This is a genomic window from Pantoea sp. PA1, from assembly GCF_056856975.1.
Genome location: NZ_JBXGEE010000001.1, coordinates 844,075 through 866,705, shown reverse-complemented (window position 1 = coordinate 866,705; position 22,631 = coordinate 844,075). Strand labels below are relative to the sequence as shown.

At 53.3% G+C, this 22,631-nt stretch carries 14 protein-coding genes; 3 read left to right on the top strand and 11 right to left on the bottom strand.

Translation table 11 applies throughout. From position 1 onward, the window contains the following. Positions 1 to 139: 139 nt before the first annotated feature. Entirely contained in the window at positions 140 to 727 is a 588-nt protein-coding gene (gene pth / locus AC1V0D_RS04305; RefSeq protein ID WP_482907028.1) for an aminoacyl-tRNA hydrolase, read from the top strand. Between the two features lie 108 nt (positions 728 to 835). After that, on the top strand, positions 836 to 1,927 hold the full coding sequence (ychF, locus tag AC1V0D_RS04300; protein WP_046101684.1) for a redox-regulated ATPase YchF: 1,092 nt from the start codon (positions 836 to 838) through the stop codon (positions 1,925 to 1,927). Between the two features lie 728 nt (positions 1,928 to 2,655). Here the strand turns inward: ychF and AC1V0D_RS04295 are convergent. After that, on the bottom strand, positions 2,656 to 3,336 hold the full coding sequence (locus AC1V0D_RS04295) for a hypothetical protein (protein WP_058956600.1): 681 nt from the start codon (positions 3,334 to 3,336) through the stop codon (positions 2,656 to 2,658). A 430-nt stretch (positions 3,337 to 3,766) separates the two neighbouring features. Between AC1V0D_RS04295 and AC1V0D_RS04290 the strand changes: the two genes are divergently transcribed. Continuing rightward, complete coding sequence (locus AC1V0D_RS04290) at positions 3,767 to 7,396, top strand: DEAD/DEAH box helicase (RefSeq protein WP_482907395.1); 3,630 nt, start codon at positions 3,767 to 3,769, stop codon at positions 7,394 to 7,396. Positions 7,397 to 7,592: 196 nt separating this feature from the next. On the opposite strand, the gene AC1V0D_RS04285 is transcribed toward AC1V0D_RS04290, so the two are convergent. From AC1V0D_RS04285 to AC1V0D_RS04240, 10 genes are all read right to left on the bottom strand, one after another. Continuing rightward, the gene (locus AC1V0D_RS04285; protein ID WP_150030022.1) at positions 7,593 to 9,788 is read right to left on the bottom strand and encodes a DEAD/DEAH box helicase; all 2,196 of its coding nucleotides are present in this window, start codon (positions 9,786 to 9,788) and stop codon (positions 7,593 to 7,595) included. Further along, positions 9,785 to 11,101, bottom strand: coding sequence for an ATP-binding protein (locus AC1V0D_RS04280; RefSeq protein WP_058956603.1), 1,317 nt, complete (start codon positions 11,099 to 11,101; stop codon positions 9,785 to 9,787). Before AC1V0D_RS04280 ends, AC1V0D_RS04285 begins: the two co-directional genes overlap by 4 nt. Positions 11,102 to 11,104: 3 nt before the next feature. Further along, positions 11,105 to 13,414: a TerB N-terminal domain-containing protein gene (locus tag AC1V0D_RS04275; RefSeq protein WP_482907027.1), complete on the bottom strand. Its 2,310-nt coding sequence runs from the start codon at positions 13,412 to 13,414 to the stop codon at positions 11,105 to 11,107. A 954-nt stretch (positions 13,415 to 14,368) separates the two neighbouring features. Beyond that, a complete protein-coding gene (locus AC1V0D_RS04270) occupies positions 14,369 to 14,977 on the bottom strand; it encodes an ANTAR domain-containing response regulator (RefSeq protein ID WP_140028435.1) in 609 nt (202 codons plus the stop codon). Then, on the bottom strand, positions 14,974 to 16,131 hold the full coding sequence (locus AC1V0D_RS04265; RefSeq protein WP_140925117.1) for a transporter substrate-binding domain-containing protein: 1,158 nt from the start codon (positions 16,129 to 16,131) through the stop codon (positions 14,974 to 14,976). The genes AC1V0D_RS04270 and AC1V0D_RS04265 overlap by 4 nt, the downstream gene beginning before the upstream one ends. 43 nt (positions 16,132 to 16,174) lie before the next feature. Beyond that, a complete protein-coding gene (locus tag AC1V0D_RS04260) occupies positions 16,175 to 17,881 on the bottom strand; it encodes a nitrilase-related carbon-nitrogen hydrolase (RefSeq protein ID WP_482907026.1) in 1,707 nt (568 codons plus the stop codon). Next, positions 17,881 to 19,374, bottom strand: coding sequence for a purine-cytosine permease family protein (locus AC1V0D_RS04255; protein ID WP_482907025.1), 1,494 nt, complete (start codon positions 19,372 to 19,374; stop codon positions 17,881 to 17,883). The genes AC1V0D_RS04260 and AC1V0D_RS04255 overlap by 1 nt, the downstream gene beginning before the upstream one ends. A 310-nt stretch (positions 19,375 to 19,684) precedes the next feature. Next, positions 19,685 to 20,593: a LysR family transcriptional regulator gene (locus AC1V0D_RS04250; RefSeq protein ID WP_009090702.1), complete on the bottom strand. Its 909-nt coding sequence runs from the start codon at positions 20,591 to 20,593 to the stop codon at positions 19,685 to 19,687. A gap of 170 nt (positions 20,594 to 20,763) precedes the next feature. Further along, positions 20,764 to 21,591 carry a M55 family metallopeptidase gene (locus AC1V0D_RS04245; protein ID WP_482907024.1) on the bottom strand — a complete coding sequence of 276 codons (828 nt, stop codon included), beginning with the start codon at positions 21,589 to 21,591 and terminating at the stop codon, positions 20,764 to 20,766. Then, positions 21,588 to 22,631, bottom strand: coding sequence for a DmpA family aminopeptidase (locus AC1V0D_RS04240; RefSeq protein ID WP_482907023.1), 1,044 nt, complete (start codon positions 22,629 to 22,631; stop codon positions 21,588 to 21,590). Before AC1V0D_RS04240 ends, AC1V0D_RS04245 begins: the two co-directional genes overlap by 4 nt.

Here is a 22,631-nt window from a genome sequence, read left to right as displayed (position 1 = left end):
CTGGTCCTGATTGCAGACTGTTGATTCCGATAGAAAATGATTAATCACGCTGATGAACCATTTGACTGCTTCTGCTTTGTCATCTCGCCTGTCGCGAAGTAAACTAACGCCCTTTCGCGATAACAGCAGGATAATCATTGTGAGCAGCATTAAACTGATTGTGGGACTGGCCAATCCTGGCGCTGAATATGCCGCCACGCGCCATAATGCGGGTGCCTGGTATCTGGATTTACTGGCGGAACGCCACAATCAGTCTCTGAAAGAGGAAGGCAAATTCTATGGCTACACCGCCCGTCTGGCGATAGCCGGAGAGGATGTCCGCCTGCTGGTGCCGACCACCTTTATGAACCTGAGCGGTAAAGCGGTGGCGGCGATGGCGACCTTTTATCGCATCGCGCCTGAAGAGATTCTGGTGGCGCATGATGAACTCGATTTACCGGCCGGCGTCGCGAAATTTAAGCAGGGTGGCGGCCACGGCGGCCATAACGGTCTGAAAGACATCATCAGCAAACTGGGCAACAACAACAATTTTCACCGCCTGCGCATCGGTATCGGCCATCCCGGCGATCGCAATAAGGTGACCGGATTTGTGCTGGGTAAACCGCCCGTCAGCGAGCAGAAGCTGATTGATGAAGCCATTGATGAGGCGGCGCGCTGCACTGAGCTGTGGCTGAAAGAGGATCGCATCAAAGCCATGAACCGGCTGCACGCCTTCAAACCTGCTTAAACGCCCGAATCGTCGCGATTCCGTGTATAATGCGCGGAATTTTTCAATTCTTCTCCGACAGCTCGCCATCGGGCGCACTGTCCATCCAGTTATAAAGGGTATCAAACCATGGGATTCAAATGCGGTATCGTGGGCCTGCCGAACGTCGGTAAATCCACTCTGTTTAACGCGCTGACCAAAGCGGGTATCGAAGCGGCTAACTTCCCCTTCTGCACCATTGAGCCTAACACGGGCGTGGTGCCTATGCCTGACCTGCGTCTCGACCAGCTCTCGGAGATTGTTAAGCCGCAGCGCGTGGTGCCGACTACCATGGAATTCGTCGATATCGCGGGTCTGGTGAAAGGCGCGTCTAAGGGTGAGGGCCTGGGCAACCAGTTCCTGACTAACATCCGTGAAACCGAAGCGATCGGTCACGTGGTGCGCTGCTTTGAAAATGACAACATCATCCACGTCGCGGGTAAAGTTAACCCGGCGGAAGATATCGACGTGATTAACACCGAGCTGGCACTTTCTGACCTTGATACCTGTGAGCGTGCGATTCAGCGCGTGCAGAAGAAAGCCAAAGGCGGCGACAAAGATGCGAAAGCCGAGCTGGCTGCGCTGGAAAAATGCCTGCCGCACCTCTCTGAAGCGGGCATGCTGCGCTCTCTGAATCTGGATGCCGATGAGAAAGCGGCGATTCGCTATCTGAGCTTCCTGACCCTGAAACCGACCATGTACATTGCTAACGTCAATGAAGACGGTTTTGAGAACAACCCCTATCTGGATCAGGTTCGCGCTATCGCAGCAGCGGAAGGTTCAGTGGTGGTACCGGTGTGTGCCGCAGTGGAATCTGATATCGCCGAGCTGGAAGATGAAGAGCGTGACGAGTTCATGGCGGAGCTGGGACTGGAAGAGCCGGGCCTGAACCGCGTGATCCGCGCCGGTTACGCCCTGCTGAACCTGCAGACCTATTTCACCGCAGGCGTGAAAGAAGTGCGTGCCTGGACTATCCCGGTGGGCGCGACTGCCCCTCAGGCTGCCGGTAAAATTCACACCGACTTCGAAAAAGGCTTTATCCGCGCGCAGACCATCGCATTTGATGACTTTATCGCCTGCAAGGGTGAACAGGGTGCGAAAGAAGCTGGAAAGATGCGTTCAGAAGGGAAAGAGTACATCGTGAAAGATGGCGATGTGATGAACTTCCTGTTTAACGTCTGATTAAAATCTGCTGTTTCATGGGGTTTCATTGAATCTTATGAGCGCCGGAAAAAACTTTAAATCCACGCAATTGCGTGGATTTTTCATTTCACAACGTCTCGAATCACCTCGTCACAACGCAGTTAAAGATGAGTATGGGGATGAGTACGATTTTCTTCCATTGACTCGCAGAGCGATTCAATAAGTGTGTTCTATCCGTCAATTGAACTCCCGGCTCAAAGCAGACCTTCAGCCCAGTTAACTTGTCCGTTCCGTGCCATAAGCGGATACTGAACCGATAAATAATCTGTCTGATTTTCCGCCTTTGACAGGATTAATGTTTACTCATTGACCAACGAGCTTTTGTTGCACCATTTTGCATCGCGTGAAAGATATTAAATGACACGAAATCTGCGAGATGAGCATCGATTTCATTGCTGCTTATCACTGGCTGCACGCATACCAGGATGAACCCAAGTTGAGTCGCACGAATGGTGTCAAATTCTTCCTGGAGTGACCGCGGATCGCCAATATAAGTCTGGACGTCGACTTAAAACTTTTCCCATTCGATCCGCCATATCTGCAAGGAGTACAGATAAATTGCAATAAAAAAGGACTTAAGTAGCGTTTAAAAGTATCAGGTATCAGCCTTGATATCTGAACTCATTCCTGTGGCATCCGAGCCTACTACTGGGACGAATTCATGTTCACACGTTCATTCGCCCGCCATAGATTTTATCGGGTGCATTTCAGCTTTTATTGCCAGGTTGCTTAAAAAGAGTTTGCTTCATAATTTTGTCAACCTGGGGGACCAGGGGCATTTCCCCAGCCAAAAATGAGTGGATCGCACTGTCGATAATCTCGCGAGTGAGCACAGGCTCTTCCACGATGATTTGCAAACCAATGCCGCTACGATAGCCAGATTGAATGCGGTAGCCATGAGTAACTATAGGCGGATTGTCGCGCATGACTTCGGCCAAGCGTTTATCAATGTATTCGAAATAGGTTAATCCATCGAATTGAGGGTAAGAAACGCGCGTACGTTCTATCACCGTATGGCTAATCACCTTCCCATTAGTATTGAAGTTTGACGTTGTATCCATGCGGGCTTCATCTTCCTGCTGGCTTTGGTTCAACATTGCATGAGCTTCTTCAAATACCAGATTTTCCGCAATATCCGCACGCGCTACGTCAATGGTAATGATCTCCGCATTCCAGTACAGATCTGGAGAATTACCCAGGAATAAAACATCGCTCCAGGTCCACACCCAACCTGCAGCAATGGCCTCGGCATTTTCAGAATCGCAATCATCATAATGCAGTCCTCCGCAGCGCTGACGCTCGCGGTAGATCAGATTCTTAACGTGTTGTGTACGGGCGCGACGCTGACGGCGGGAAAGTGTATTAAATGGTTTTTTTCTGCGGATCATGGTTCGCTCTGCGCGTAGTTGCTGGGAGGAATCCAGCCGCACAGTTTAGCTAATGGGAATAAGGAAATCCACTTGCTAACAAGAGATCAAAAAGTATGGGGGCTTGGGCAATATGTCGCATATCATTAATGCGTAGAGACGAAGTCAATGTGCTCATAGACACGCGAATAAAAATCTATCTAGATGCCAAAAACTTATTACTGTACCTCACGTTCACAGGTAATAGCCTTTGGCTATCCCTCAACCATCAAGTCATACCAACAACCTGCATTATATTGATTTGCACAGAGTGCGTCTTCTCACGTAAGCAGCCAGTTGAGCATGCCACCGAAATCTGGATCTACCTCATGAGCGAAAGTTAATAGTTTTAGAAATCAAGCCAATTAGCATAATATCTCTTAACTGAAGGGATATGGAGCCGCAGAAAGAAATGAATACACGGCAGTATGCGCAAAAATCTATCTTCGATCTGGAAGCAATCTTCGAACAGTCCCGCAACAATGTTAGTGAACTTGAACAGCTGTTGAGCGAACTGACCTTTCGCAACACTGCCAGGGCGCGGACGCTGACGTCTAAAATCGAGCAAGCTCTAATTGTAATTAACGACCGCAGTGTGGTCGCCACGTCGGCTTCCAGCCCATCAACACGTCATCCCGATTCGACGCCCACACAATCTTTTCAAGCTATGCCCCACAATGCGACTGCAGATGTAGAGCAACTGCAACCAAAGACTATCCCAGACGCTGCCATGCGACAGCAATATGACAAAGACCAAATCGATCCAGGTCCACTCCCCTCATTCTCTCCGTCAGATAAGGCGAATGATGCGCGAGCAATACTGGCAGCATGGACAGCCCTCGAAGCACTGTCGCCTCAAAGTTATAAACGCCCAGAGGATATGGCAACCGGCGATCGATCCAAGGTTGCTCTATTGGAGCGAGGTGTTCCATGGGGACCAAACGCCCGCAGCAAGCCCAGTTATAAGCTTTATTTCGAGGTCGTCCTCGGCTCCATCGCTCTCGATAAGGCGACGGACGAGCTGGTCAAGGTTTTTGGCGAGGATGAGGAGCGTTCACGCCCGGACGGTAAGAAAGCGGCCATTGGTTCGATCCTGATCGACAAAGAAGGCTATGTGCTTGAGGACAAGGGCGTTGCTGTTTCCAGTTTTGCCTGGGCACTCAAGCCGGCTCTCGATCTGAAGCTTGGGAGCTTAGGGAATTGGCCGAATGTTGAGCCACGCATTATTGAGCATCTGGATCGAAGAGTTCGCCGCCACAACGAAGATGGAGAACCCATACCGCTCGATTTGGATGTCGTTCTTACCGCTTATAGATGGCTTGTGTCTCAGTTCGGTGTACCCGAGCATTTGGTTGAGCCACCCACATTCGCGATTAAGGTGTTTCATCATTTCAAGGCCAAAGCGCCGCCTGAACCTTCGTTACTCAATTCCTTCTATCTTGAAGATCTCGGTGAAGCAACCAAATTGCTCGAGACGGGCAAAGCCGGAACCGGTTTGCACCGCTACATGGGAATTGGCAGGCCTGACCAGAAAATCGACGTGCTATCGCCCATTTCCGCAGTTGAGCCTTTCGTCGCACCGTCGCTCATGCCGCAGGCTCGTTGGCCTTCGAAAGGCGGCCATCCATTGGTATTGCTTCAGCAGGCTGCCGTGAATGCGGCGCGTGCTGAGCTGAATAAGGCTTCAGGCATCATCGGTGTCAACGGACCACCGGGTACCGGAAAGACCACTCTTCTGCGGGATATTGTCGTTGGGTGCATTCTCGATCGGGCCACGGCGATGTGCGGCTTCAACAAACCGCAGGATGCATTTTCCACCTCAGGCGAGAAGCTGGAATTCGGCTCCAATGCCTTCCTGCACTTCTACAAGCTACATGCATCCTTGAGGGGCCATGAGATCGTTGTAGCGTCCTCCAATAACAAAGCGGTCGAGAACGTCAGTAAAGAGCTTCCTCTCAAGGAGGCCAATGGTCGCCATGAACAGATCGCCTATTTTCGATCCATCAGCGACCTGATTGCGAACCCCAAACGCGTAGGCTATTTCGAAGCCGAGGCCGAGGGGGACATCCCATCCGACCCTGTCGAAACCTGGGGGCTGATCGCCGCTGCTCTCGGCAAAAGCAGCAACCGAGGCGCGTTCCAGCAAGGTTTCTGGTGGAATGAAGACGGTGGTTTCCTTACCTACCTGAAAGCAGCTCGCGGCATAAATGTCATGCGTGAGATCAAGGACGAACGAACTGGCGAAATCATCGATCGTGTGATGCCCAGCGTGGTTGTCAATGAGCGGCCCAGCACCAACGAAGCGGATGCTTTAGCGGCCTGGCGGAAAGCGCGAACCGTTTTCCTTAAACTTAAGGAGACGGTAGAGGCCGAAATCGCCAGTATCGAAGAGATGCGACGGGATATCCTGGCGCTCAAGGAAGCGACCACCGAACTTCAAAGGGTTGAACAGCGTCGGCCGAGTCTGAATGAAGCCGTTGAAGAGGCACACCAGATTGCTGAATCCTGCCAACGAGAGCATGAGAAGACAAAATCGCAGATCGAGCAGGACAAGATCATGCTCGACAGTCATCTTGCTTGCCGTCCAGGTTTCTTCTCCCGCTTGTTCGCGACTGCGGCCTGGAAGTCGTGGAGATCAACTCTTCAGAAGCTCTCGGCGACCTTGCAGCAATCAGTCTTACGGGCGCAGGAGACAGACGGAGCCCTGGAGCTTGCAAGGACTAAATGGAGCAATACTGAGTCCCAGTTACAGCAACTCGACCAGGAAATTTTCAGAAAATATCAGGCTGTTTCGAAATTGAAGGCGACCGAGGAACAGGCACGAAACCGCATGGGAGACAGGGTCGTTGAGGAGAGATTCTTCGAGCGTGATCACGAGGCGATCCACCTGACTGCGCCATGGCTTCCCGATGAGGTTCATCGCCTGCGTGAGGATCTTTTCGCCGCTGCCCTGACTGTGCATAAAACGTTCATCGATGCTTCGGCCAGCCGCTTGCAACACAATCTTGGGCTATTGATGTCGGGCATGGTAGCTGGTGCCTTTCAGTCTTCTGCTCACCGTGAACTTCTCCCCGACCTTTGGTCGAGCCTTTTCATGGTCGTGCCGACCGTGTCCACGACATTCGCCTCTGTTCATACGATGTTCGGGGATCTGCCACCAGAGAGCATAGGCTGGCTTCTGATAGATGAAGCGGGCCAGGCCGTTCCTCAGGCAGCAGTGGGAGCTATCATGCGGGCAAAGCGCTCCATCGTGGTAGGTGACCCGTTGCAAATCCCACCTGTAGTTTCACTTCCTGAAAAGCTGAACGCCGAAATCTGCAAGTTCTTTGACATTGACCAGAACGAATGGTCTGCCCCCGCAGCATCTACACAGACACTTGCTGATAAGGCATCGCGCTTCAAATCCACCTTTGTCATGGATGTAGGTGATCGAGAAGTCGGCCTGCCACTGCTCGTTCACAGGCGTTGCCAGAACCCCATGTTCGATGTTTCTAACTCCATCGCCTATGCCGGGCAGATGGTCAATGCTGTCGGGCCTAAAAGACCAGGATCTATTGGCTCGGCATTAGGAAGATCTCGCTGGGTGGATATCAATGGCAATGCTGAGACAAAGTGGTGCCCCGACGAGGGCGAAGCGGTTGTACGAATGCTCAAAGAACTGGCAGCATCGGGCATTACAAATCCGGACGTATTTATCATTACACCATTCAAGATCGTAGAGCAGAACATGCGTCGGCGTCTCGAAAGTGAAACTAATCTGCTGCGGGCGTTCGGCGTGAAGCTGGATGAGTGGTGCCCTGATCGTGTAGGCACGATCCACACGTTCCAGGGTCGAGAAGCGGACACGGTCATCCTGTTGCTGGGTGCGCCGAAAGCGAGTCAGCAAAGGGCGCGTCAGTGGGCGGCAAGCCCGCCAAATATAATCAATGTAGCCGTCTCACGCGCCAAGCAAAACTTGTATGTGGTCGGCTCGGCTACTGCATGGGCTGGAGCGGGAACTAGTCTGCAGGTCCTGCATCGGCAATTGGCGCAATCATCCTGACAATCTCCGAGGAGGCCCTCATTGTTGAGGGCCTCCTCGCTAATAGTCTTCAATTTACCTCAGTAAGAGACCGGCCGTCATGTGGCAGAAGCTGGAGTTTTTAGAGTAGATTATTTTAGCCAAAGGCGATTAATCAACGGGGAGCATGTCACCTCAATCTACCAGGAACTGCATCCCCTATTACATAGCCAGTTTACTAAAGGTGCAGACTCAACCAAATACGAGTGCCTTCAATATCATACGCTTTTTCCCCAAATCCTTTCGCAAGCAGAGACTCTGGTAAATATTCGTCATATTTATCTAAGTACTTTTCTGGAACATTTACAGCAAGATCAAACGCTGAAGGCAAGCCTGACAGCAGCATACCTTTAAGTGCCTGTTGAACATAAGCGACACTTGAGCCATCAATTTCTATAACTCCAGCAAATGAATTAGCTTTAAAACCACAACGTACGAGCAAGGCTGTGACCGTATTGACAACTTTATCCCCCATCCAGGGAATTACGTAACAGTGTTGCCCACTCGTAATAAAATACTCATTTTTTAGGTTATAGCGCTGAAAGTTACTACAGCCTTCCGCAAATAGGTTTCTGGCGGCCGTATCGGCATAATCTACTTTCTTGCTACCTATTGCTATGCGGTAATCACCCTCCCTATAGATAGCAAGCATTTCCTGACGAACGGTGTCATGAACAGACATTCCTCCCCCACTAAATTGTGGTGGCTGGCCGCCTTTGGTCGCCTCTACATAGATAACTTTTTTCTCTGTCTCGATCTCTGTCACTTTCCAGCGCCGCCCACCGAAGATGATATGTTGGTCTGGTAGCAGTGGGGAGTCCACAGGCACTGTTCCAAGGGTTCTGTTTCCGGTGACAATGCGGAACTCTTCTGGTGTATTGAACACGGCATAAAAAGTGTAATGGTTAGTCAGTATCTCCCCCTCTGCCCCAACAACCATTTCACCGCTAGCAAGTTGAGTGAGTAGGCCACATGCTCCCATATGTTTAAGCAGGCTTTTGAAATCGTTTAAATCTACATTTCTGAACGGCCCTGTCTGGCATAGTTGTGACCAGAGCTGGTCGGCACGAACTCCACCCCATTGTGCGGTAATTGCAAGAATCTGGTGTAGCAGCGTAGAGTAATGCATCTGCCGGGAATCGGCAGGTTCAAACCATTGTTCAGAGATCATCAATCTGATCATTGCCATCGACTGGACCAACTGCAGCCGTAGGTGGTCAACGATACTGCTAGTCACAGTGAGCTCATTTTCTGTAATTAGCATTCTTAGCACTGATGGGGAATCGCGTCGCCCAGAACGTCCCATACGCTGACGCAGACTGGAAACAGAATGCGGAGGCGTAACTTGGATAACTGACTTAACCTTACCGATATCAATGCCCAACTCGAGCGTCATTGTACAAACAGCTGTTGTGGGCAAATTTCCTTTCTGAAGACGAGATTCAAGCGCCTCACGTAATTCCCTGGCAAGGGAACCATGGTGCGGGAAAAATTCATTCGGAACAATTTGTTCCTCACACATGTCGCTCAGCGTTGCCGCAATGCTTTCAGTGCGCTTTCGGCTGTTTGCAAAGACCAAATGAGAATCGCCACGGCAAAGTCTAAAAATGTCAGCGCAAACCTCATGTTCAGCTGAACTCTGAAGTTCTTCCTCTTTTTGGAGCACTCGTTCCAGGTACCCTTTGACCTGTACCTGAAGAGTGGCCGTGCTATTACTATCTGTAACAGTTACGCAGGGGAGTCGTTTGTCAGGGCGCAACATTTCAGGCACTTTCTCCAGTTCTCCCAGCGTGGCACTCAACGCAACGCGGGGAATTGGATTTACCTGGCGATCTAGCACATGGTCAATTCTATTGAGCAGAGAAAGCAGCTGTACACCACGCTCTGAGCCAATAAAAGCATGAAACTCATCAATAACGATGTATGCGACTGAAGAAAAAGCCTGTTTGAGCCAGCCCATTGAATTTATGAGCAAAGACTCAAGTGACTCAGGTGTAATCAGTAAAATGCCAGCAGGGTTTGTCCGAGCCTTCTTCTTTTTGCTTTGTGGTACGTCCCCGTGCCAGGGAGTCACTGGCATTTCCAATGCATCTCCAAGGCTCTCAAGACGACGGTATTGATCGTTAATCAATGCCTTCAACGGACTGATATAGACGATGCCAAATCCATTCGTAAGATCTGCAACTGCCGAACAGGCAGGAAGAAAGAAAGCCTCTGTTTTACCCGCTGCTGTACCTGCACTGATTAGCACGTCTCGATCACGGGCTAAAATTGCCGGGATAGAACTCTCCTGCAAGGGCCTTAATGTAGACCACCCCTGCTTGTAAACCCACTTACGGACGCGGGGATCGAGGCTATCGTAGGCACTGCTCATAGTTTGAAGTTCGCCAGTCCGTCGTCGTCATCGCTTTCCTCCGTAGTGGCGTCATCCATATCGCTGGGCCGGTCCTCTTCAATCGCTACACCCTCGATTAGTGTTTGCCAGTTCATCGTTCTGTTTTGTTCCAGCACGGCAAGCATGTCCAGGAAACCTTTTATGGTATTACGGGGGGTACGGAAGTAAGCGTCTCCAATGGTTTTACTACAGTGACGCAGGAATCCAGTCAGTGCCTCATCTGGTACCAGATAATTCTCTGGATCTCCACCTGCATAAACATGACGGAGATTTCTCAGCAAAATATACAGTTCCTCAGGGGTGAGGCTGGCAAGATGCAAAGTGGGGGATGAGTAGTCGATCACTCCTGCTTTTTGCGCGAACCGGTTTTCCGCCAGACGCGACTGGAGCGCCTCATAGCTGTAAAGACCTTTACGCGGATCGAAAAGAAACTCTGGCGTACCCCCGAGGATAAAACCAATGTTCTCGGCTGAGCCTTGCAGGCAGTCATTCAGGATCCGCAAAATCTGTTCGTAGTTCGCTGTTCTTGCTTGCGTATTATTCAGCTTAAAGAGGTTCACCATTTCGTCGAGGCTGACCAAAAGACCGGCATAGCCTGCCTGGCGGACAAAAAGGCTCATCAGCTTCAAAGAATCATAGAATGATGCGTCTGAGATAATAGTCCGAACGTCGAGATCGTTACGGGCATCAGTTTTGGTGGTGTACTCTCCCCGCAACCAGCGAATAGCATTGGATTTTAGCGTTTCGTTATCCTGTTCATGCCCGCGCCAGAATGCATCAATGACCTTCGCAAAGTCATATCCACCCACCATATCTGACAGAGCTGCCAGGCGTTTATGAATAACTGATGAAACCTCGGAGCCGTCCGTGTCAGCTTCCTTCCTTGCCTCCGTAACGAACCTTTCAACAACGCTAAGTAACGCATTACCATCCGGCTTGTTTCTGGTGGACATGTTTTTCATAAGCTCTGAATAGAGGTTACGAGCCTGACCTCCCGATGAGTGAATACGTCTGTCAGGAGAAAGGTCAGCACTGACTGACACCAGCTTCTTCTCTAACGCAATAGAGCGCACAACACTCAGAAAGAATGTTTTACCGGAACCATATTCACCGATGATAAGTCTGAAGCTTGCACCACCGTCAGCTATCCTCTCAATATCCTGATGGAGAGCGGTGATCTCATTCACACGGCCAACCTGGATATGCTGAATACCTATCCTTGGCGTTACACCTGACTTAAGTGACTGAATAATAGCGTCGCGTTCTTTCACTCTTATACGTGTTACAGACATTCACTATCCCTCTAATTCTTTGGCAATTTCCAGGTCAACCCAGATATCATCATCGGCATCGTCCAGCACCGGAGCATCAACCACCGCATAGGACCAGTCATTGATCACCTCAAGTGCACCGCCGAGCATCAGATTCAAATTTCCGCACAATTCTGTCGCCTCTTTTCGGGACCACTGTTCTTTCTCCAGCAAACTGCGATAAAGCTGACTATGTGCGGAATCAAGGCCCACCGCCTCCGCTAATGAAACTGGAGCGCTTTCTGGCTCTTCCGGTTCTTCGTCGGTGAAAATTGTCTTCAGCAATTTACGAACATCATCCGTGGCAGATTCGTGGCGGGCAAGTACATTAGCATCCAGTGTGAACCCTGCTGCTGGCTGATCAGTTGGTACAGACGAGACAAGGTCATGTTCAGTTGCTGAATGCTGATGGATATTGCTCGAGACAGATGAGGGATCCAGCCCCAAACTTGAATAAATCTTCTCAAGCTGTTTGATTTCGGAAGGCGCTATTGTCCCATCCGAACAGGCAACACTAACGATAACTTTACCCACAGCAGTTTTTTCCGCGGCCCCCATCAACTCAATCCTGCTTTTCATTCCTGTCATATTGGCTGGGGTATGAAGTTGCCACGTTAAATACGCATGTAGAGAGCGTTTTTCATCATCGGTGAAGCCAGTATTGTTGTTGATAGCATTCTCAAGCACTTTCTGCTCGGCTTGATCAAGAGAATCGTCAATCAAGGCGACCATCGCCCCTAATCTGAGCGTCATTACTGCTGAGATAAATTCAGGAGAAGGTGAGAAGCGTCCAGCTTCGGCGGCAGGGAATAGAACAAGTGTCCCATCAACATCGGCCTTCACATGGTGATAATACGGGTCAGGTGCCAGACCGTAACCCATCTTCAGAGCAAAGGCCTGCATCAAATCGGCCTCTTTTTTATTGATCTTATTGGGGCAAGTGGCATTCATATGTGCCCAAAAGTCAGCAACTGAGACTAACCCCTCCTTGACGAGGATCGCCTCATCAGCCCAGCGTTTGAATGAGCTTAATATTTTTTCTGCGCCTTCATTAACGATCTCTGAAGGGAGCAACATAATTGCAGCCGTATCATTGACTGACGTACCTTTCCTGCCAAGATAGCGACTATATGCATCGAGCTCATCTGTACATATGTCGGCAAGGGCAATAATTTTCTGAACCGGGCCCTTCAATGCACTTGGGTCAGGTAAGTCGGGAACAGGAAGACGAACGCCTCGCAAACTGGGGCTTGCAGGTGTGTAATCTAACCGCAGGCGTGTTTTATTCGCCTTAACGACCATCCCTTCACCATATTTGATGGTGTAACGCCGTTTGAAAAGCGCAGCAAACTCTTTGGCACACCGGCGAGCAGGGGTACGCAGCGCATATTCGGTATGGTTTATCACCCAAGCCAACGCCAGTTCAGCTGATACAGGAACGCCTTCATGTACAGTTTTAGCCAGAGCTAGCTTAAATTGCATGCCATTACTGAAACCTGATTCAATATCGAGATCTGTGGCTAAGCCCATGTTCGGGCGCAGAATAGACATGGCTTCGAGTAATTGGGCCGAATATCCACGGAATGAGCGATTCTCAATGAATACCGATCTTAACCGAGCGACTTCATTGAACAGATTACGGAACTCAGCATCAGGAAATTTTGAGTTAGTGGAATCTACGAACGCTTTTCTTTCCAGACCGTAGAGGTAGATAAAAACATAGCCGATAGGACACGATGGATCAGACCTATCGCTGGCGAGCCAACTGACATACGCACCGCGTGCTTCTGGGGAAAGAGAGGAAAAACTGGGCCAGTATCCTAATGAACTGTCCTCGTAAAGATAAGAAGTAGGTTTTATCTTACATGTGTCATCAATTAAGGATGCCTCACTTCCATCGTCATAATAGCCGCCTGATTCCTGACCGGAGGGCTTCATACGTTGTCCCACGTAAATGTGACCACCAGTGATTGTTACACCAGCTACAGTTATCATTTCACCAGGAAGGACCCATCGAGCTGGTGCACCTGCTGACTTTGAGGTGTTCCGGTAATGATTGGTTGTCACCCGAACTTCAACACCCCGGCCACCGCTCAATGTAAAAGTTGCAAGGTTATCGTCTTCACTACTATCGTTTCGCACAACCGCCTCTTTTTTCTTGATGTCAGTAAGCCATTCTTTTGGTGGTGCTTTCATGAAGCTTAAAGCATAAGGCTTTGGAGACTTTCTTTTTTTGTTCCTAAAATACAACAAGTAAATGACAAAAATCGCCGCCAAAAATATCAATAACTCCATGAGATATAACCTTAAAATCATTCCTCACGCACACTAACAAGCGGCAATGAAGATTGGGCAAGTGGATTAATCTCAAAATAATACGTCTAAATCGCAAGGCTTCAAGCCATAATGCAGTCAAAATTAATTTATTGTTCTAGATGAAAATAATTAATGCGTAAGCATGATTTTCAAACAGAATTTTTGAAGGCATGTGAATGCTTGTGGGTCATTCTCATCAGAATGAAGTTGAATTAGTTCTGCTTAAACATACGACTAGCTGTTACATGAATGCCGAACTGGCGGCAATTATCCTTATCTATTTGCTGTCAGAACTGACTCTGCTAACGGGAAATGATCTCACCTACCGCGAACCGTGCAAAAGGCATTTCATGCTCCGGTGACCTGAACAAACCACCCAGCAAGTTTGTGTATCAAATTCATACGCTGGTGATGTTAACTTTTTGAGCACGCTTTTCCTCCTGTTCCTTATGTCTCTGATTGGTTATCTCCATAAGACCGAACAGCATATATCTTCCACTGTAACCCTGTATGCATGTAATTTTGAGGCGTATTAGTAGACGTCAGAATACAGTCGAGAGCTGGAAGATGCAGTCTACAAGAGGGTTTGAGTGAACCTGAGCAGATTATGAGAGGGGCTTGAATGGTGCCGATAATTGGAGTCAGACCTGTGAAATTCTCTTCCGGAATTAAGCCAACTCCATAATGAGCACACATAAAATACAATATTAAAAAATTATAAAAATCAATAGAATGAAGTGAGAGTCACCGTTCAGCGTTTGATTAAAAGCTGTTTTTTTCATGGAGCTTTATCAAGCCCATGAAATCTGACAGACTCCTTAAATCCACGCAACCGCGTGGATTTTTCATTGCACACCCTCCTGCTCTCTCCCGAAACAACGCAGCCCGGAATACCTCCACACCCCTGTCCTCCACCCTCGCAAACAAAGCCCCCTATTCTACCAGCAGTGATTTCAGCCGGCTGAGCCAGGCTTCCGTATCGTTCAGCAGCGCACAGCTGAGATTTTCAATGGTCATGTGTTGCGCCATTGAGGCGCGGCGCAGCAGGCTGTAGGCATCATCCTCATCCAGCCCCAGCGCGTTCATCACCCGCAGCTGTGCGGAGAACAGAAACTTACGCGCCCGAAGTCGTTCCTCCTGCCGCCGAAGCTGCGCGTCGAGCTGGCTGATGTGCGCGGCATGGTTGAGCGCCAGGGTAAAAGCGGTCATCACACCATCAAAGCGCACCGGTTTACGCATATAGCTGTCGATCTTCTGTTCAGCAATCCACTGCAAGCGCGAGGGCGTTTCAATGGCGGTAAGCGCTACCTTTGGCAGCGCGGGCCACGGGAGCGGGTTCGTGGGGTGAAACAGCGTGGAGTTATCTCCGTCGAACACCAGTAACTGCTGGTCAGCCAGCTGGCTCTCGTCCGGAAACACCGTACAGAACAGCCCCTCAATGCCTATGCGGCTGAACTGCTGCGCCAGATGGTGGTTATCACGGTCGGAACAGCCGATCACACACACTTTTAATCCGCGCATCTGTACGTTTTTTCGGCTCATTCGTCACCTCCGCGTGGCATGAGGCTCGCGAGATCCACCCTGGCCAGCCAGGGATCGGGTTTCACCGCCGCCTCTGCCTGCCAGAAACTCTCCAGCCTGCCGTTATGGCATCGCGCCAGATGCGGCGTCAGCCAGCAGTGATTATTGTCGGCGTCGAGGCGGATCCGTCCGGCGGGCGAATCCATCTCATCCTGCAATACCGCATTACGCACACCGTCCACATCCGCATTGCCGTGGCGCGCAATGGCTCTCGCCAGCAAATGTCCGGCCAGCCAGGCACTCTCGCTGTCCACTGACGGGGAAACCTGCTCACCAAAGCGCTGATGATAGCTGCTCAGAAAACGGTGGTTGGCGGCGCTGTCAATCGACTGAAACCAGCTGGCAGAAACCAGATATCCCTCTAACGCCTCTGCGCCAATTAACTGCACTTCCGGTTCACACAGCGTCAGGCTGAGCTTCAGCACCTCATTTAGCCACGGCTGCTGCTGACAGGCCTGGTGCCAGGCGCGATAGAAACTGTAGGCGCTTTTACCGACCATGGTATTCAGGAGGACTTTCGGGCGGCAGGCGATAATATCCGCGATTAACGCCTCCACGTTTTCGTCTCCCATCGGCAGTAATTTACTCTGCAATACGCTGCCGCCCGCGGGGATGACGGCTTCACGGGTCAGGCGATCCATCTCCCATGACCAGACATAGTTAGAACCAATGTGATAGATCTCTGCTGCCTGCTGCTGTAACAGCCAGCTGAGCATCGGCAGGATATGCTGGTTGGGACTGGCCCCCAGGTAAATCACGCTATTGCTGCTCTCAAACCCCTCATAGCGCGCGGAATGCCACAACAGCGCGTTAGCACCTTCGATCAACGGCAGGATGGTCTTCCGCGCCGCAGACGTGTAGCAGCCAATCACGTGACGTACTCCATGGCGATAGAGTAAGTCGTGGCAATAGTCGTAATAGAGATCCAGCGACCCCTGCGGATCGCGGATCACGGGCGCCAGGGTAAACGGATGGGCGGGATTGGCGTTTATCTCCTCAATCGCCAGCAGGATGCCGTTGAGCATCTCGCGCCCGATCACCGCATAATCGCCTGACACTGAATAGAGAATACCGACCGGAATAACGGGTTTCGGCAGCGGCTGAGTGGCAGTCATAATAGCTCCTGAATCAGCGCGGCCCGCAGGCCGCGTCTGTGGCTCATTTCGGTGATGAAGCAATCAGCGCAGTGTAGAAATGCGGCTGACGCATCAGCACCAGGTCTTTACGCCTTACCACATGATTGGGATAAGGATCGCCGGCTGACCCCGTGGAGATATCCAGCAGCGCCAGCCCCTTCGCACCGGTCGCTTTCGCTTCCCTGCGTGGAAAGGCAAAGGTATCCGGCCCGTATATCCCGCTCAGGCCAAAGCTTTCGCCTGCAGCGACGGGCCAGTTGGCAAAAGCCAGCCAGACATTATTCTCTCCGGCCCGAACGCGTGGCAGCAGCCAGTGGTAAGGATCGGCGCCGCGCGGGATCGGCCAGACATGCGGTATCGCCGTGCCCGGGTGCGCCATGGGCAGAGGTGAATGAAGCTGCGCCGGGCAGGCGATGATGTCGCAGCCTTCCAGCGCCAGAATGCGGGCCGCTTCCGGCACCAGCAGATCCTCACCCAGCAGAATACCGACGCGTCCGCAGGGCAGATCGCACGTCACCCACTGATCCCCTGCGCAGGCCCAGTGCCGATCCTGGTCGCTGAGGTGAATCTGGCGATAGTGCGCGTTGACTCCCTCACTGCTCACCAGCAGCGCGCTGTTGTAGCACTGCTCCCCTTCCCGCTCGGCGAACCCTGCAAGCAGCGCGATATCCAGCTCCATCGCGAGCGCGATCAGCGCCTGTACAGGCGCATCCTCCCGCGTCAGCGCGCAATGGCTGCCGTCACCCCCGGTCAGCGCGCGCTCCGGCAGGATCAGCAGTTCCGCGCCCTCTGATTTCGCCTGTCCGGCCCAGTGCCGAATCTGTGCCAGATTAGCATTCACCTCGTCTTGCGGGCGAAACTGCGCCACCGCAATACGGGACGCTTTGCCGTCAGGCAGGGGATCACGCCCATATAAGCCAAAAAAGTCCGCCGGATTCCAGAGGAAAGTATTGGTCATCAGCCGCTGATAGAGCTCAGGCCGGCGCTTATTCAGCTGTGGATTCTCCGCCGGAAAAGGTAACTCAGCGCTGAGTATCCGATCGCCACTGTCGCAGCCGGCCAGCACATTTCCCTGGCTATCCACAATGCAGCTGCCGCCGCTGAACTGCACGCCCCGCTCCCATCCCCAGCGGTTACTTTCAATCAGCGCACAGCCATTCTCCCAGGCGCGCGTGAGCCAGTAAGGCGCAGGAGTGCGTTCAGCCAGCCAGTTACTGATGTGGCAGATAATCTGTGCGCCCCCCAGCGCAGCCAGCCGGGCAGTTTCAATGAAGTGAATATCCATACAGACCAGCAGCGCAATATTGCCGATCTCAGTCTGAAAGACCTGATGCCCGCCATCACCGTTAGCCGCCCATTTCGGTTCCGAAATATAGGGATGTGTTTTACGGTGGACGCCAATCACGCCCTGCGGGCCGACCAGAATGGCGCTGTTATAGTAGAGGTCGGTTACCCTGTCCCGCTCCGGCATGCCAAAAACCAGAAAGCAGTTAAACTCACGCGCAATCGCAGCGAATGCCTGACTGGTGGGGCCATCCGCCGTTTCTGTGTAGGGGGCGACCTCCGCACGATCCTGCCAGCAGTAGCCGGTAGTGGCCATTTCCGGCATCACGATTAAGCGTGCGCCGTCACGTGCCGCCTGAGTGGCTAATGCCAGCAGCCGGGCGACGTTTTCCTCTTTTCTGAACTGCGTGGGTTCAAACTGAATGGTTGCAACGTTGATGCGCATTATTCGGCCTCCTTGCTCAGTAAGGGTTTAAACACCGGTTTCGGCCCCTGGTAAGCATCAGAGGGTTTCCAGCTGGTTTGCATATCTTCCGGGAAGGTTTTGAAGTAGTAGCTGCCGCGGGTCGCCACGCTGATAGCGACATGCAGCACAGGGCCAACCAGCATGGCAATAAATGAGGCGTACACCATCGGATAGAGGCCCAGCACGCCTGCCGCGCCTGTTGCCACCGCGACGCACAACGCAATGACCCCGGACGGATTCCACATCCGCAGATACGCTTTGCGATACTCCACGAAATCGGAAGGCGCAAGGTGCAGCACTTTGCGGCAGATAAAGTAATCCGCAAGGATAATAAAGACCCAGGTGTTGGTGAGAATGCCGGTAATGGCGAGGAACGTGCCGGTATACTGCAGGATATTGCAGATATAGAACAGCACGCCGAGCAACCAGACCAGCAGCATCCACCACTGACGTCCCGGGCGATAGTTAAACGCCATATCCATGGTGTTCGACAGGGCAATCGAACCTGAGTAGAGATTCAGGACGTTGATGCGGATCTGGGTAATCACTGCAAATAACACGCCGGTCAGCCCCATAATCAGCGGGAAGACGAAGCCCGGATCGAGCGCCAGCGACCAGACATCCTCGCCCTGAATATGCGGCATCAGGGTGTAGGCCATAAAGGCTCCAAACAGCATGACGACAACAATCGGGATCAGCATTCCCAGCATGATCGTTGCGGTGCCTTTATGCGTGATCCCCGGACGGGCAAAACGACCGTAGTCAGTGGCCATCAGTCCCTGAAAAACGATCTGCCCGTTGGCCATATTCATCACCAGCCATAGGGCGTTACTGTCCGCCTCTCCTTTCGGCTGCCAGCCGCTGAAGCTGACCGCCGGATAGTGGTGCGTTAACTGCCAGATACAGAAGCCAAACAGCACAATGAAAATGGGAACGCCCCAGGTTTGCAGGAACTGCATGGATGACATGCCCTTCCAGACAAACCAGATGGCGGCCAGCCCCATCAGCGCAAAGATAGCGATGCCGGTCAGGGAGTTGACCGGCACGCCCGCATAGTTGGCGATGGCGTGAGACACAATGGTGCCTTCAAACAGGAAATAGAAGATGAAGTTGACGGCGTAAATCAGCGAGGTGAAGGCGGAGCCCATATAGCCAAACCCCAGGCCGCGCGTCATCAGATTGAGTGAGAGCCCCTCTTTACTCGCCATCTTCATAATGCACGAGCCAATCAGGGTGGCGAACACCACCATATAACCGATCGGCAGCAGCAGCATTGGCCAGCCGACCTGGTAGCTCATGTCTGCCCCGAGGCTGAACCAGAACATCGCGGTAGAGTTGCCCAGCAGCACCAGAATAATGGCCGGAATCGGCCAGCGATAGTGCGCCGGCACACGGCCCACCGCGTAATCCTCAACGGCCTCTGCTTCGGTAATATCCTGCGGCCCCTGAAACCATGCTTTTAACTTACTCATAGATTTGCTCCAAAAAAAAGCCCCGCCGGCAGCATTGCCGGCAGGGCTTCTTCGCCTGAAATCGATGTTGTGGAGTGGCTGCTCGCCACAGGCCGCTTACCAGGCTACGGTGCCTGTTCCTGCCCGGCAGGATGCGGTAACGATAAAGAAGCAATTAATGCGCCAACTGTTAAAAGTGGCGCAGAAAGGCGGTAGAGAGGCGGATGGCAGGCGAGAGACGCATAATGCCGGTGCAGCGCGCACCATGGTGATCCAGATTTCGTGAGCCATCCGGGTTAATGATGGCGGAGAACGGAACTGCGACGCGGGTTCAGGCAACGATAAACTGCGTTTCACACTGCCGGGCAATCTCCCACAGTCGGTTGCGGATCACCTGCTTGAGCTGCAGCGTGGACTGCGACTGAGGCAGGTCGCGACGGCTGATCAGCATCACTTCAAACGGCAGGGGCTGGGCCACGGGCAGCAATTTCAGCTGGTCGGCATAGCGGCAGGCGGTGAAGAGATCCACGACGCCCACGCCGCCGCCCGCCAGCACCATATCCGCGATGACCGAGTAGGTTTTGATCGATAACGACACGGCGGGATTCAGTTTTTTATCGCGCAGCGCACGATGGAGCACGCGCCCTAAAGGGTCCTGGGCCTGCATCATCAGCAGATTGTTGTCGCATAACCACGCCAGCGTAACGGGGTCAGCCTGGGGATGATGACGTGGCAGCAGCGCCACCATGGAGGAGTGAAACAGGGGTTCAGCCAGCAGAGCCGCGTCGACCTGCTGACCGAAAACCAGGGCAAAATCGAGCTGATTCTCCAGGATCATCTGGCATAAGGTACTGAAGTGCTCGGTGACCAGTTCAACGCTGACAGAGGCCATCTGCTGCCGCCAGGTCACCAGGGCGGGAGCCATCACCATCTGACCAAATGCGTGAGCCGCCCCGACGCGCACTAACTGCCCTTCGCCGCGTCGCAGCTGTTCGGCGAGCTGGGTAATGGATTGCAGGCGCTGACAGAGTTCGTCGATTTCCGGCAGCAGGCGCCGCCCCTCTGCTGTCACGCTCATCCCCTGAATACGGCGTTCAAACAGCGCAAACCCCAGCTGCTGTTCAGCGTGATTCAGCACCCGGCTGATGTTCGGCTGCGACACATTCAGCAGGCGCGCCGCTGCGCTGATGCTGCCGGTCTGAACGATGGCCTGAAAGACCTCTATATGGCGGAGCCGCATAATTTTTACCCTGGATGGAATAGCGAATAAAGGCGCCTCCGCCAGGTGGCCTGATCAGGTCCGGGCGGAGGAGAGGCGAATGGTCTCCTCATGCAAAAACTGTACCGCAAAGCCAGAGAGGAGGCAGTTACCCGCCTCACAGACAGGGTTACATCTACGGGGTAATGTCGCTACGACTGGGTCGTCGCCAGATAAGAGAAAGCACTGAGCAGGCTGATTAACGTCGCCATTTTCTCCGCCCGATAGCCGACGGTGACACCATCAAGACGCGTGACGCCGGGGATCAGACAGAACAGATCGGCCAGCACCGGTCTGCTGGCCTGCAGCCGCATCGCGTAGGGTGCCGTCAGGCGGGTCGTGCTCACCTGAGGCTGATGCTGATGCTGCAATGCGGTGCGTGCCGCGGCAGCAATCGCACGCTGCGCGGCGTGAGGGCTGATCGATTCCGCGCAGGTGTGGGAAATGGCGCGTTTGACACAGACGTAATCGACCGTCGGGTAGTGTTCCGCTATCCAGCCCTGCAGCTGATCGTCGCCCGTCACCAGCAGCAGTGGCGTGCCCTGCTCAGCCGCGGCGGCGGCGTAGATATCGGTTTCGCCCATCACCAGACCATTGATATGGATACGCCAGAATGCCCGGCCGTTGATGGTATGCGCCAGCACGCCGGGTTCACCCGCGGCGCTGTGATAGCCCACCAGAAATAAGCCGTCGAACTGCTGCTGTTCAATGCCTTCCACCATCGACAGCCCGCGAGGTTTGCCCTGCACCAGCCGGGCACGGGAATCGATATGTTCCGCCCGCAGGTTGGTCATCCGGGCATGGCTGTCTGCAACCACCACGTCCGTGGCGCCGCCCGCGAAAGCGCCCTCAATCGCAGCATTGACTTCCTGCTCCATCAGCCCCCGGGCCAGCTGGTACTCCGGGTTGCCTGGGGTGCATTGCTCCGGGCACATGACGCCCGCGATGCCTTCGATATCGGCAGAGATAAAAATTTTCATGAGGTTAACCTGTCCAGTATCGGAGTCAGTGAGGGCCGATGATGACCCCGAAAGCCGGTCACGGCCTCCGCGCTCAACAGGGCGTCCAGTACAGCCTGTTCGGTGGCATCGGCCGCGGCGGCAAGCAGCGGCTCCAGCTGCTCCTCCCGTGGCGGTTGCGGCAGCGGTTGCGTTGAAAACGCCACCGCAATGTCGCCCGAGCCGTGGCCCCAGTGGCTGCCCAGCCGTCCCAGGCCGGCACCGGCGCGCTTCGCGAGGCGCTTTAACTGTCGCGCCTCCAGCGGCGCATCCGTTGCCATGATGATGATGACAGAACCGGCATCGCGCTGCGGCGTGTGGCCTGGCAGCAGCGGCGCAATCATCTCACCGGCTCGCACGCCATCGAGCGTCAGGGCCTCCAGTGCGCCAAAATTGGCCAGCACCAGCACGCCAAGCGTGGCGCTGAGCGAGGGGATCAGCCGCGAGGCGGTGCCGATCCCCCCTTTCAGGCTGAAACAGCTCATGCCGCGTCCGGCCCCGACGCTGCCGCGTGCGAAGTCGGCTGAAGCGGTCTGCAGGGCCGTCTGCGCCATCGCCTCGCTGACAGCCAGCGCCTGAATATCGTTGAGCCAGCCATCGTTACACTCCAGCGCCAGAGGATTGACCGTTGGCAGCGTTCGCCCCAGCTCCGGGTTGCGACGGATGGCATCCCGTACCAGCGTGGTAAACAGCGTGCCGACCGCCAGCGTGTTGCTGAGCAGAATCGGCGTCTGCAGCACGCCAAGCTCCTCGATCTGAACCAGCCCGACCGGTTTGGCAAACCCGTTCAGGACCTCTGCCCCGCACGGCAGCGGCGTCAGAAACAGATTGTCGCCCGGCGGCACGATAGCGGTGACGCCTGTCTGCGTCTCGCCTGCACTCAGCGTAGAGTGGCCGACCCGCACGCCCGCCACATCGCTGATGCGATTAGTGGCTCCGCAGGCGCTGCGCGGCTGACCCAGTTGACGCGTCTCACGCCAGCGCTCCAGCAGCAGCGTGCGCTGCACATGTTGAAAATCCAT

Bases quoted from the DNA above. Each gene is read 5' to 3' on its own strand.
- ychF (WP_046101684.1), top strand. From the start codon at position 836: ATGGGATTCAAATGCGGTATCGTGGGCCTGCCGAACGTCGGTAAATCC.
- AC1V0D_RS04295 (WP_058956600.1), bottom strand. From the start codon at position 3,336: ATGATCCGCAGAAAAAAACCATTTAATACACTTTCCCGCCGTCAGCGT.
- AC1V0D_RS04290 (WP_482907395.1), top strand. From the start codon at position 3,767: ATGAATACACGGCAGTATGCGCAAAAATCTATCTTCGATCTGGAAGCA.
- AC1V0D_RS04285 (WP_150030022.1), bottom strand. From the start codon at position 9,788: ATGAGCAGTGCCTACGATAGCCTCGATCCCCGCGTCCGTAAGTGGGTT.
- AC1V0D_RS04280 (WP_058956603.1), bottom strand. From the start codon at position 11,101: ATGTCTGTAACACGTATAAGAGTGAAAGAACGCGACGCTATTATTCAG.
- AC1V0D_RS04275 (WP_482907027.1), bottom strand. From the start codon at position 13,414: ATGGAGTTATTGATATTTTTGGCGGCGATTTTTGTCATTTACTTGTTG.
- AC1V0D_RS04270 (WP_140028435.1), bottom strand. From the start codon at position 14,977: ATGAGCCGAAAAAACGTACAGATGCGCGGATTAAAAGTGTGTGTGATC.
- AC1V0D_RS04265 (WP_140925117.1), bottom strand. From the start codon at position 16,131: ATGACTGCCACTCAGCCGCTGCCGAAACCCGTTATTCCGGTCGGTATT.
- AC1V0D_RS04260 (WP_482907026.1), bottom strand. From the start codon at position 17,881: ATGCGCATCAACGTTGCAACCATTCAGTTTGAACCCACGCAGTTCAGA.
- AC1V0D_RS04255 (WP_482907025.1), bottom strand. From the start codon at position 19,374: ATGAGTAAGTTAAAAGCATGGTTTCAGGGGCCGCAGGATATTACCGAA.
- AC1V0D_RS04250 (WP_009090702.1), bottom strand. From the start codon at position 20,593: ATGCGGCTCCGCCATATAGAGGTCTTTCAGGCCATCGTTCAGACCGGC.
- AC1V0D_RS04245 (WP_482907024.1), bottom strand. From the start codon at position 21,591: ATGAAAATTTTTATCTCTGCCGATATCGAAGGCATCGCGGGCGTCATG.
- AC1V0D_RS04240 (WP_482907023.1), bottom strand. From the start codon at position 22,631: ATGGATTTTCAACATGTGCAGCGCACGCTGCTGCTGGAGCGCTGGCGT.